The following is a 12,760-nucleotide window of genomic DNA, read 5'->3' as shown; positions in this document are numbered from 1 at the left end:
TCAATATATCTAACTTTGGACTGATGTAAATAATGACATATTAAGGATATCACTTAAGTAGATAAACTATTTAATCACAGTAGATAAAGCTTAATTTATAAGCGTTTCCCATAATTACTTTTACACTGCCAAGAATAATTGAATTAATTTAATAAAATTATTTTTTCACAAAACTCAGTAGATGTACGGTAATAAAGAAATAACATTTTTTAAATTAAAAATAGTAAATTTCCTGAAAGCCATGAAGACTAACTTCCGAATCAAAAAGTTTATAATATTGTGTATAGGTGCTTACATCCTAATACCGAGAATTGCAGCCTGTACAGGTATGTTCAGTACTGCAAGTGCTAATACTTTTGGCGCTACTAGCAGTAACACCTTAATTGCCCGCAAAGTCAATTCTGAAAATTTAAAAGACACGTATATCCCACCAAATTATGGTGGCCCCGACAGTCAGCATGGTAGCGGCACCCGCTAATAGCAACTTTGGATTTTAGATTGACCCCATGTGTGAAGGCATTGTCATTAAGTTATAGGCTAAGAGCTACTATCCACTCAAGTGGACTGCAATTTCCCCTTTCACCGCCTAGTGATAGCAACCTAAGAGCGTCACCCGTCCTAAGCGCTGCGGCTACAGTAAAAGGGATTAAAAGCTTTTACTAGAAGCTTGTTCGGGAAACTTTAATCAAGATAATAGTGGAGATTTCCACCAATGATGTGTTTGTACAAGTGTGTGAACTTGCCAATTCGGGTCTGGCTGAGGATAATCTAAACGGTAGTGTCCACCTCGGCTTTCGGTTCTAAAAGCAGCACTTTTGAGAATTAAATCAGCGACATCTAATAAATTGCGGGTTTCTGCCCAAAGTCTCAATTGCCGTTCAACATCTGGGATGTTAAAACTAGCTGGTTCTGCGGGACGTAAAGCAAGCAAGAATTGACTTAAAGGCAGGATAGCGAAATCTTGCTGCCAAGATTCAATAGTAGCGATCGCAGTTTCTAACTTTGATTTCTCCCGACAAATACCAGCACTTTCCCACACTAGACGTGGTAACTTCTCCCTAAGTGCTTCTAGCTGTGCTTGCTGGATATGCCACTCACTAGCATCAGCACTAAATTTCTGTAATGGTAGTACTGGTGTTTCTGATGGCAGCCCAATATTTTCTAACTCAATTTGGCCCATCTGGGCCCCAAACACAATACATTCCAGCAGGGAATTACTGGCAAGGCGATTTGCCCCATGCACCCCGGTACTAGCGGTTTCACCCACCGCGTACAAACCACGAATATTCGTGCGATTCATCAGATCCGCAACAATGCCACCCATCCAGTAATGGGCAGCAGGGGCCACAGGAATTGGTTCATGGAAGACATCAATTCCCCAATGCTGACAAACTTTGATGATGTTGGGAAAGCGGTGACGAATCTTGTCGGCAGGTATGGGGCGCATATCCAACCACACATGGGCAGTCGCTAAATCGACGGCGGTATGTTGTAAATGGCTGAAAATTGCTCTACTGACCACATCTCTGGGTGCGAGTTCACCCGCAGGGTGGTAGTCAAAGGCAAAACGCCGCCCTTGGTTATCGACAAGGTGTGCGCCCTCACCGCGTATAGCTTCGCTAATGAGAAAGCGATCAGCACCAGGTTTAGTCAGGGCTGTGGGGTGAAATTGCACAAATTCCAAATCGCGGAGGATAGCGCCAGCCCGATATGCGATCGCTACCCCATCACCCGTACTCACCGCCGGGTTAGTGGTTTGGGCAAATACCTGACCGCCACCTCCAGTTGCTAATACCACAGCACCAGCCCTTACCCATGTGATTACACCTTGATAAAACAGGCTTATTCCTTGACAGCGACCGCTTTCGGGTTCAATCCACAAACTCAAAGCTAAAGCTTGCTGAATGATTTGAATATTCTGGCGACGTAATACTTGGGCTGCGAGGGTGGTGGTAACTTCCCTCCCTGTGGTGTCTGCGGCGTGGAGAACGCGGTTGCGAGAATGGGCAGCTTCTAAAGTTAAGGCCAAGGCTTGACCATGACGGTCAAAAGCAACTCCCAAGTCAACTAGGGATTGAATGCAGTTAGGGGCAAGTTGGGCGAGAAATTCTACAGCAGTGCGATCGCACAAACCTGCACCTGCCCGGATCGTATCTTCAATGTGTAGCGTGGGAGAATCTTCCGGGGCAACTGCTGCGGCAATACCGCCTTGCGCCCAATCACTGGCGGATAAAGCAACAGTTTCTTTGGTAATTAAGCCGACTCGCAAGGAATCTGGTAGACACAGAGATGTGTATAGTCCAGCAGCACCAGCACCGACTACTAAGACATCAAATTGGCTAGGAATATCTATCTGAGACAAGGTAATGGGGTAGTTAGAAGTGAGGAGTTAGAAGTGAGGAGTTAGAAGTGAGAAGTTAAAAAGTCATAACTCATAACTCCTAACTCATAACTCCTAACTCATAACTCATATCATGTCCCACTCTCTAGAATCAGGAGTGGGCTGCTATTTGCTACATTAGCTGCAACGTGCAGTTATCTGTAGATGCCGTTGTTAAAGCGATCATCTCCCTCGTTAAAGGCAGGTTCTAGTTCTGTCACGGTGAACTTCTCCAAGTTGGCTTGCAGGGTTTGTTTCTGGCGATCGCTCAATCCTGGAAGATCCAATACATCCTCTACATTTTTGTAGGGAGCATTTGTGATGATTTTCTTAGCCAGGGTGGGATAAAGCCCTGGATACTGTTGAAAAGCTCGGACGTTGGTATTATTCAAATCAATTTTTTTACCAAATTCCGTTCCTAGCTTCGCATCTGCCCGATTCTGCCGCTCAATTGCCAGAATTGGGACTTGAGGAAATGCAAAACTGTTGAAACTAGCAGCTTGGGCTATCTGAGTTGTTCCCAGCCATCCCCAGCAACTAAGTAACAAGCTAAACACTGTTAATAAACGCGCCAATCCTTTCACAATTTTCTACCTCTTTCCATCAAACAGAAATAAAAGTTTTAAGCTAACAGCAGTCATTAGTCATGAGTCATTAGTCAGAGCGCTAAGGACAAAAGACAAAGGACAAACAAGAGAAGTCTGAGCGTCGGATTCCGGCGAACAGAACTTCAAAGACAAAACCTTCTAGCTTAATCAACACAGCAGTCATCAGAAACTAATATACAGCGTATTAATATCCACAATATTTGCCGTTACTGGGTTTGACTGTACTTTTGCCAAAAATTTTTATCGTGGTAACAGTGACTGCATAGCTGCAATACGGTTCTATCCATGATCCTGAGCTTTCTCAACTAGACGAAATCTTTTCGGAGTGGCTGATTCTAGCTCCTAACCAGATATGAAATCGTTCGATACCTAATACCGAAAACCCTAGCAAGATAAGTTCATAGTGATGGACTGTTATGTAATATTTCTTAACCTATTAATCATCTACAGCATGATTTTTGATGTCCCGTAGACTGGGCTGGAAAAAGTTTCGGTTTTGATATTACACAATTTTTTAATATTTTTTAGGCTGCGATCGCAGCTAACAAAAATAGGCTGTCTACCAAAATCGTGCTTAAAACTGCGCCACTAAAGGCATACCAGTGTCTTTGCTTTCGGACTAAAGGTAAAATTCCGACTGTCAACAGAACTGAGGCCAGAAATATGGCCCAACTTTGTCCCCAAGGCGTTTGTACTTGCATCAGGGCATTTTGTAATATTTGCGGTGCTAAATCTGCATCTACTATCATAATTTGCCGCCAATAGGGCATCAAGTCTGCTATATAGAAATATACGTCGGTTATGACTGTACCTAGTAAAGAACCTAAATAAAACCAGCTACCCACTTTACCCCAATTCTTCGCCAAACACCAGCAAGCAAAGGGTAATCCTATAGACTCCACTGGCAGATGCCATGCGGGTTCCCAACGTAACCAGCCCCAGTAAATCGCTCCTGCTAACCAACTCCAGCTAAATCCTAAGAGCAAATCTCCCCATACATAAGTTGCAGGACGTGACATTAAAGTAAAACTTAGCCACACCCAAAATGCTGTCAGCGCTAAACTTAGACTTGGTAGCGATCGCACTATTGGCGCTTCTACAAATACTGGTACTGATACTAAAAACACCGCCGCCGCAAACACTAACCAAGTTTGTCGGCCAGATATAGATAACGGAAGACAGGGAGAAAAGGAGAGTGTAGATTCCAATTCCCTGATACCCTTGTGCCCTGTAACAGTTAAATCTAACTCTGTATCAATAGAAGGGGTAGAAGCAATGTAGGAGGACAGTGTATTATTAATCAAAGTTTTTAATATTTGTTACTAAACTTTATTTTATTTAAGATATCACATTTTAAAATCCCCCCCTGGGGGATTGCCTAGGGGCATTGTAATTATACTGAAATTTCGGTGAGCGCTGGCGCAAACCAAACAAAACATTCTATACCAGACTGATTCACTCAAGTTGCCTGATTTACAGAACTCCTCTGTAGTTCGTATTTACAAAGAACTACAGAGAGGTGAAAGGTCAATGTAACGGGTAAAAAGTCAATGGCATCAGTCCGTTAAATATTAAAGTTTGATGAATTGCCAAAATTTCGTTGACTTATTGATGTGGGTGTAAGAACATGGTCAGCGTCTTGGATGGTGTTATTGATTTAGTAAAGTGGAATTTTCTACAATATTGGGTGCATTTAGAAGTATATAAAATAACATCGCAACTTAAGTAATGATGTTTAGAACAGGAAAAGGGTATTAATTGATGGAGTTTATTCAAGCTTTTATTTTGGGTATTGTTCAGGGGATTACAGAGTTTTTGCCAATTAGCAGCACTGCACATCTTCTGATTGTGACAAAGATATTTGGCTGGAAGGAACTCGGTTCTAAAGATTTTGTCGATGCAATTCAATTTGGCAGTGTTATAGCTATTGTGGGCTATTTTTGGTCGCTGATTTATAGTATTGTCAAAGGTGGAATTGAAGCACTAAAAGACAAAGACTGGCAACGTGAGGAGTGGAAAATTCTTGTCGGTATTATAGTAGGAACAATGCCTGCCTTAATTTTCGGCTTTCTTTTGAAAGACGTTTTACCAGAGAGCGCATTAATTATTGCCATCATGTCAATCATTATGGCACTTTTACTAGCTTTGGCAGAAAAAATTGGCACTCGGAAGCGAGATTTTAATTCATTACAGATTCGGGATGGTATTTTAGTTGGATTAGCACAAACACTTGCTTTAATTCCGGGTGTTTCTCGTTCTGGATCAACGTTGACGACTGCCTTATTTTTAGGATTAGAACGCGATACAGCAGCGAAATTCTCATTTTTGTTAGGGTTTCCAACTCTTACCATTGCAACGCTGTATAAAAGTCTGAAAATCTTCAAGTTATTTGAAGCCCACCAGTTGCCAGATAACATTGTTGGACTATTAATTGTAGGAATTATTTCAACCTTGATTTTTTCCTACCTATCAATTGCATTTTTGATCAAATACTTAGCAACCAAAAACACTTTAGTTTTTGTTTGGTATAGATTAGCATTCGGCAGCGCTATTTTAGCTGCGATCGCAGCAGGTTGGAAAGGATAATTACATAATAGTCATTAGTCATTGGTCATTAGTCATTAGTTCAAAGCAAATGACTAATGTCCAATGCCCCATGCCCAATACTTCCACTCCTTTCGACTTACTTCGACTACGCTCAGTACAAGTCGCTCAAGGCAAGTTGCTCAGTACAAGTGCCCAATGCTCTATACCCAATGACTACAATTCATCCTGCCCGAATTACCAAGGTTCTTCCAGACTCAATAGCCGCAGAAATTGGCTTTGAGGCTGGTGATGCGATCATTGCTATCAATGGTACACGTCCTCGTGATTTAATTGATTATCAGTTTTTGTGTGCTGATGAAGTTTTGGAATTAGAAGTTTTAGACGCGGCTGGTAAAACTCATAGCCTGGAAATCGAAAAAGATTACGACCAAGACTTAGGGCTAGAATTTGAAACTGCCCTATTTGATGGCTTAATTCAGTGCAACAATCGCTGTCCATTTTGCTTTATCGACCAACAGCCACCAGGTAAGCGCACCAGCTTGTATTTAAAAGATGACGATTACCGTCTGAGCTTTTTGTACGGTTCTTATCTTACCTTAACTAATTTGCCAGAAAGAGAATGGCAACGGATTGAGCAAATGCGCTTGTCTCCGTTGTATGTTTCTGTTCATGCTACCGAGGCTGAAGTAAGAATTAGACTGCTGAAAAATCCGCGTGCGGCACAAATCTTACAACAACTCAAGTGGTTTCAAGAAAGGCGACTACAAATTCATGCTCAAGTAGTTGTTTGTCCTGGTATAAATGATGGCAAACATCTGGAACAAACTCTCAAACATTTAGCGTCATTTCATACTGGTGAAGTGCCTGCGGTGGCATCGGTGGCAGTTGTGCCAGTTGGATTGACACGGTTTCGGCCTCCAGAAGACGAATTGACACCCGTAACTAGGGAAAAAGCAAAAGAAGTGATTTCCCAAGTGCAAATCCTCTCGAAGCAATTTCGCCAAAAACTCGGTTCTAGCGTTGTTTGGTTAGCCGATGAGTGGTTTTTGATTGCAGGTGAAGAATTACCCAGCGAATCTGAATATGAAGAATATCCCCAAATTGATAACGGAGTTGGTTCGATTCAATTATTTATCAAGCAATTTGCCACCGTTGCAGCAGAATTACTACCGCCAAAAGTATATCCTCAAAGAAAGTTCACTTGGATAGTAGGCAACGCCGTAGAAAAAGCATTTCAACCCATTTTGAAACGCTTAAATTCTGTTGAAGGTTTAGAAGTTAATATGCGTGCTTTATGTAGTGATTATTGGGGACAAACTATCAGCGTAACCGGATTACTAACTGGTCATGATTTGCTTTTAAATCTAAAAGGGCAAGATTTAGGTGATGGGATATTGCTACCGAATGTCATGTTAAAAAATGGAGAACTAGTGTTTTTAGATGATATGAGTATTGAGGAATTAGCTGGAAAATTAAATACAAAAATTTTTTCTGTAGCAGGAGTTGAAGATTTAATAAAAACATGTATTTTTAATGTTGCTCAAGTTTAGTTGTCAAAGTTCAGTTGTTTTTCGGAGGTAATTTATTGTTAAACTGGATGATAAATAAGAAGTAATACCTCATAATTAATTCGCTGAGGAGTCAGTAGTGAAGAATCAGGAAAAATATCATAAAAAGGCAAATTCACAAATAACAAAAGCCGGATTCTTCCTTTTAAGTTTTAACTTTTTAACTTTAAATAGTTTTAGTATTTTGCCAGTAACGGCGGCGACTGAAGAACCTGTATTGAGCGTAGTGTATGGCCAAGAAAATGCAAATCAATGGAGAGGGATAACTGACCGCTTACAGACAATAGGGGTGAAATATTGTGTAATTCCCCTAGCTGATGTTAGGAGTGGGGCAGATTGGGGCGATCGCCGGGTATTATTTTTGCCAAATGTTGAGACATTAACGCCAACCCAAGCGATCGCTCTGGAAGAATGGATGAGTAAGGGAGGGCGTTTGATTGCCAGTGGCCCTGTAGGTAGTCTGTCAGCGCCGGGAGTGCGCCAATTATTGCGATCGCTTTTGGGAGGTTATTGGGGATTCAGTCTCAGTGAGACAGAACAGATTAAGCCCACAAAAACCAATATTTCAAAATGGGCAAATCAAACTGAACTCTTTGGCAAAGTGCGCGGCGGCGTTGTAATTCCTAATGATATGGGCAGTGAATCTCCTGCTGTTTGGAATTCCAAAGATAATTCTGCCGCAGTATTAACAACTGAGCGTTCTACCCTTTTAGGCTGGCGCTGGGGAACAGACACAGCAACAGCCCCTGGGTTAGATAATGCCTGGTTAAAAGCTGCTCTCAATCACTATTTGACAGCGCTACCGCCATCGAATCGCATGAAAAAAGTAGCAGGAGGTTCCCCAAACTGCTCGACAACAGTGGCGGCTGCGTCGAGGGTACAGGGGGCAGAGGGGCAGGGGAGCAGAGGGGCAGTTCATCCCCCTCATCTCCCTCATCTCCCTTATCCCCTCCTCCTAAAATTGCCACTGCTCCCATACCTAAACCACTTCCTATAGTCAAACCCCCAAGTTCTCAAGAGGCTATTGACCAATTAGAACAAGCGGTGCGTCTGGATGTTGCACCCAACTCCAATGAGCCGATTGACAACAATCAAGCGATCGCTCTCCAGCAAGAGCTAGAAAATCTGATCGGTCGGGTGGAAAGCGCTAATTTAGCAGTGCTAGCCGATGCGGCTAATGTTGGTAAAGTAACATCTGAAGATAAGCAGTCCTCTAGGCATCTGGACACCTACACCTCCCAATCTGTCAAGGAGCAGCCGATGCAATTAGCCTCAACTAAACTGGGGGTGCTAGGCATGACTAAAGAGCAAGTCTTGGCACAGGTAAAAGTAATTGCCAAAAACTTCCCCCTATTGATTGCCCAAAAAAACTATGCTCTAGCTCGTCAGCAGTGGCTGAAAGCTAAAACGACTTTGTGGCAGCAGTTTCCTGTTGATCAAAGAGTAGCTCAACCAGAAATTCGGGCAGTTTGGTTAGATCGGGGGACGATTGTTCGTGCTGGTAGCAAGGCGGGACTAGCCCAGATTTTTGATCACCTAGCTCAAGCTGGGATTAATACTGTCTTTTTTGAAACTGTTAATGCTGGCTACACCATTTATCCGAGCCAAGTGGCAAAAGAGCAAAACCCATTAATTCGTGGGTGGAACCCACTGGCAGATGCGGTGAAATTAGCCCATGAGCGAGACATGGAATTACACGCTTGGGTTTGGACTTTTGCTGCTGGTAACCAACGTCACAATGAAATTCTTAACCTTAATCCTGATTATCCAGGGCCAGTGCTGGCGGCTCATCCCGATTGGGCAAACTACGATAATCTTGGCAACATGATTCCCGTTGGTCAAACTAAGCCATTCTTCGATCCAGCTAACCCCGAAGTGCGCGAGTATTTACTCAAGCTGTATGAAGAAATTGTCACTCACTATAACGTCGATGGTCTACAGCTAGACTACATTCGCTACCCTTTCCAAGACCCATCAGCAGGTCGAACCTACGGCTATGGCAAAGCTGCAAGAGCGCAATTTCAGCAACTTACTGGTGTAGATCCAGTAAATATTTCCCCTAGTCAACCAGACTTGTGGCAAAAGTGGACGACATTTCGCACCCAGCAAGTTGATAGCTTTGTTGCCCAATTATCACAGCAGTTGAGACAAAAGCGACCAAATTTGATTTTGTCGGTTGCAGTATTTCCTTTGCCAGAATTAGAGCGGATTCAGAAAATTCAACAAAACTGGGAGACTTGGGCAAGGCGGGGGGATGTAGATTTAATTGTTCCCATGACTTATGCTCTGGATACTTCTCGCTTCCAACGACTGGCCCAACCCTGGATCGCCTCTAAACAATTGGGATCTACCTTGTTAATACCGGGAATTCGCTTACTTTCTTTGCCAACAATTGGGGCATTTGATCAACTTCAGTTGGTAAGGGACTTGCCAGTTAGTGGTTATGCACTCTTTGCCGCAGAGAATTTTAACAACGATCTACAAAAACTTTTTAGTAGCACCCAAGGTAGGGTTCAATCGACAACAAGTGAACCCATTCCTCATCGCCAGCCTTTTCAAACTGCTGCCATCCGTTACACCGCGCTGCAACGGGAATGGAAATTTGTTTTCCAAAATGACCAACCACAAAAACCGACTCAGACAATATCAGATTTTAACAACCAGGCAGAAGTTCTACGCAGTGCTTTAAATCAACTTGCCGCTTCCCCTTCTCCTAGCAACTTACTAGTGGCGAGAGCCTCTCTAACTCGGTTCCAGTCTCAATTTCGGGTATTGATGAGCCAAGAGCTTAAGTCAAATTCCTATCAAGTCAAAGTTTGGGAAAATCGGCTTGTAACTATAGAAAGGCTATTACGTTACGGCGAACGGCGGTTGCAGTTGCGTCCTTAGTGGGGAGGATGAGGGAGATGAGGGAGATGAGGGAGATGAGGAAAAAATCAATTTAAAATTCAAAATGACGCTCGGTGACTCGCTCATAGCGTTGCTATGTCGTTAGCGCAGCGTCTTGCTCGCGTTAGCGTCTCCGAAAGAGAAGAGAAGGCTTTACGCTGCGCTAACAAAATTCAAAATTAAAGAACTTCTGTCTCCTGCCTCCTCTTTCCCAATACTCAATTTTCAACTAGCTAGATATCAGCTAGTTTGTAATTCTTAACACACTTTTTGTAGTGTTTATAAACCAAATATTACTACTTGTTTGGCGTCAAAATCTTGGAAAATACTTAATTAAGAAGCTTTAGATAACTATTTTTTAATGATAGCTATCGGAAAAATCTATGCAAGCGTTACCTCAGCTTCTAAGGCTACAAAGCTTAGAGTCAATATTGATCCTTCGCTGTGAATGCTTGTGTCGTAAAAAGCACTATCTAGATGCGATCGCACGGGTGAAAGCACGAAGCAAGAATGTCTTAGTTTCTTCATCTTCGCAGGTAGCAGAGTGCTTTACCAAGCATGATATGGTAGTGCTTGTAGCTTCAGAAGCTAGTTTGAAAACAGCCAATATTTTTGAATTTCTGCATACTTGGTTACAAAATAAAAATGTAATATTTTTTACAAATACTTTAATATTATTACTAGTGTGCTAGCAGTTGAATCTATTGCCAGTTGCAGATAACCAAGGTCACATTGTCATTTTCATCATGCCTGAAAGTTTCTGTTAAGCAATGGCAGAAAAAGCCAAGAAACTAGAGGTAACACTAGTATTGGTTCCTTTGAGGTAGAACATCAGATTCTCGTTGAGAGCCAACTAGTCAAGTACAAATGGTTACTAGTAAGCGTTATAGTACCTAAAGATACGACAGGCGAACCTGCTCGCCTCATTGGAGTTTCTATGGATATTACCTCCTGTGTACAGACAGAAATATTATTTCGTGAGAATGAAAGACAATTTTGCACCATTTTCAAAAGTTTCTTCCAATTTATCGGGTTGCTGATAACAAAGGATATGGTGCTAAAAGTTAACCAAACAGCACTCCACTTGGGAGAACTACAGCCACAAAATGCAGTTGAGCGTCCATATTGGGAAATATGGTGGACGCTACTTGTCAACCAACAACATCTGCAATATTTACTCTTCTCTAGCCCAGCAGTAATTTACACCTGCAAGAGTTATGCAGATTTTGATAGTACATTTATTAGGTAAAATGTTGTCGCTATCAGAAGCTATCAAGTGCGGTAAATGCTCAAATGGCATAGCTTTTGGGTTAGTGAACTCCATTCGTTGTTAAAATCCTTTTCTCGCACCTTTAGATATTGACAATATACTAATAATTAGATTCAAAATGTAAATTAAAAAAAAATGGAGATATATTTATCAAGATAAAATATTTGTAAAAACTTTCTTGAATACATGTATAAATATTGTCTTTTTTATCCAGTAAACAAAATATAAATTGAGATAATTTATGTCAAAAGTTTTAATAATAGAAGATGAGGAAGCAGTTCGTGAAAACATTTTGGATTTGTTAAAAGCTGAAAACTTTGAAACTATTGCTGCGGCGAATGGCAAAATTGGAGTAAATTTGGCTATTTCCGAAATTCCAGATTTAATTCTCTGTGATATGATGATGCCACAACTTGACGGTTATGGAGTACTAACAGCGTTACGTCAACATCCATCAACCGTAACAATTCCTTTCATTTTTCTGACTGCAAAATCTGCCAAATCTGACTTACGCCAAGGTATGAATATGGGTGCAGATGACTATATAACTAAGCCTTTTACTCGTGCTGAGTTATTAAGTGCTATCATGAACAGATTGGAAAAGCACGCTACTTTAAAAAGGTATTTATCTCCTCAATTTGTAATTAACAACTTGTCTCCAAAGATGCAGTTATTAGAAATTAGCTTACACCGGGCTATCAAACAACATAATTTTGAAGATTTTGAAGTTTATTATCAACCAATAGTCGATATTGCTTCTGGAAAAATAGTAGCGGCTGAAAGTTTATTGCGCTGGCAAAGTCCGGAATTGGGGCTGATTTACCCGACAGATTTTATCCCGTTAGCAGAGTCTACAGGTTTAATTGTTCCACTTGGGAAATGGGTGTTAAAAAGGGTCTGTCAACAAATAAAAATATGGCGTGACTTTGGGATTTCCCCCCTAATTCTTGCTGTCAATTTGTCAGTAATTGAATTCAATCAGCCAGGTTTTATTGATCAAGTAGTCAACTTTATCGATAGTAATGGCTTAGAACCACATTACTTAGAGCTAGAACTCACTGAAAGTATGATTCTGCAAGATGTAAATAGTGCGATCGCTACTATGAAAAAATTGCAATTTTTGGGTATAAAAATTGCAATCGATGATTTTGGTACAGGTTACTCTTCTCTAATTTATCTGAAAAACTTACCATTTAACACATTAAAAATAGACCGTTATTTTATCCATAATGTTGCAACTGATCCACAGAAATCAGCCATTACTAAAGCATTAATTCAAATGGCTCACAATCTCAATCTAGATGTGGTTGCTGAAGGTGTCGAAACGGAAGCAGAACTGGGTTTTTTACGCCAACACAATTGTAATTCTATGCAAGGCTTTCTATTTAGTCGTCCATTGCCAGCAGCAGAATTTGAAAAAATTTTATTGACTAATTAATGCTGATATAGGAATCATATTTGATTTCTGAAAAAGGTTACGAGATAATACGGAGGAACG

9 protein-coding genes and 1 pseudogene are annotated in these 12,760 nt (G+C 41.3%); 7 read left to right on the top strand and 3 right to left on the bottom strand.

Annotation, left to right across the window (positions count from 1 at the left end):
* Nucleotides 1–241: 241 nt before the first annotated feature.
* Complete coding sequence (locus tag ACFFAP_RS09550) at nt 242–478, top strand: hypothetical protein (RefSeq protein WP_375510990.1); 237 nt, start codon at nt 242–244, stop codon at nt 476–478.
* Between the two features lie 207 nt (nt 479–685).
* Here ACFFAP_RS09550 and nadB read toward each other — a convergent pair whose 3' ends face one another.
* The 3 genes from nadB to ACFFAP_RS09535 form a co-directional block, all read right to left on the bottom strand.
* Nucleotides 686–2,362 (bottom strand): L-aspartate oxidase, encoded by a 1,677-nt coding sequence (gene nadB, locus ACFFAP_RS09545; protein WP_375510989.1) that lies wholly within the window; start codon nt 2,360–2,362, stop codon nt 686–688.
* 173 nt (nt 2,363–2,535) lie between these two features.
* Nucleotides 2,536–2,964 carry a photosystem II complex extrinsic protein PsbU gene (gene psbU / locus ACFFAP_RS09540; protein WP_375510988.1) on the bottom strand — a complete coding sequence of 143 codons (429 nt, stop codon included), beginning with the start codon at nt 2,962–2,964 and terminating at the stop codon, nt 2,536–2,538.
* Nucleotides 2,965–3,512: 548 nt separating this feature from the next.
* A complete protein-coding gene (locus ACFFAP_RS09535; protein WP_375510987.1) occupies nt 3,513–4,292 on the bottom strand; it encodes a DUF3120 domain-containing protein in 780 nt (259 codons plus the stop codon).
* A 457-nt stretch (nt 4,293–4,749) separates the two neighbouring features.
* Between ACFFAP_RS09535 and ACFFAP_RS09530 the strand changes: the two genes are divergently transcribed.
* From ACFFAP_RS09530 to ACFFAP_RS09505, 6 genes and pseudogenes are all read left to right on the top strand, one after another.
* Nucleotides 4,750–5,574, top strand: a complete 825-nt coding sequence (locus ACFFAP_RS09530; RefSeq protein WP_375510986.1) for an undecaprenyl-diphosphate phosphatase — start codon at nt 4,750–4,752, stop codon at nt 5,572–5,574.
* Nucleotides 5,575–5,744: 170 nt separating this feature from the next.
* Nucleotides 5,745–7,085, top strand: a complete 1,341-nt coding sequence (locus ACFFAP_RS09525) for a TIGR03279 family radical SAM protein (RefSeq protein WP_375511007.1) — start codon at nt 5,745–5,747, stop codon at nt 7,083–7,085.
* A gap of 97 nt (nt 7,086–7,182) precedes the next feature.
* Nucleotides 7,183–9,992: pseudogene (locus ACFFAP_RS09520) on the top strand (family 10 glycosylhydrolase).
* Nucleotides 9,993–10,375: 383 nt separating this feature from the next.
* Nucleotides 10,376–10,684: a hypothetical protein gene (locus tag ACFFAP_RS09515; RefSeq protein WP_375510985.1), complete on the top strand. Its 309-nt coding sequence runs from the start codon at nt 10,376–10,378 to the stop codon at nt 10,682–10,684.
* 245 nt (nt 10,685–10,929) lie between these two features.
* Nucleotides 10,930–11,241 (top strand): hypothetical protein, encoded by a 312-nt coding sequence (locus tag ACFFAP_RS09510; protein WP_375510984.1) that lies wholly within the window; start codon nt 10,930–10,932, stop codon nt 11,239–11,241.
* A 262-nt stretch (nt 11,242–11,503) separates the two neighbouring features.
* Complete coding sequence (locus ACFFAP_RS09505; RefSeq protein ID WP_375510983.1) at nt 11,504–12,700, top strand: EAL domain-containing protein; 1,197 nt, start codon at nt 11,504–11,506, stop codon at nt 12,698–12,700.
* Nucleotides 12,701–12,760 lie beyond the last annotated feature (60 nt).

Source organism: uncultured Nostoc sp., assembly GCF_964245575.1.
In the GTDB taxonomy this organism is placed as follows: domain Bacteria; phylum Cyanobacteriota; class Cyanobacteriia; order Cyanobacteriales; family Nostocaceae; genus Nostoc.
The sequence above is the reverse complement of the archived record's forward strand: the minus strand, read 5'-3'. Positions and strand labels throughout refer to the sequence as shown.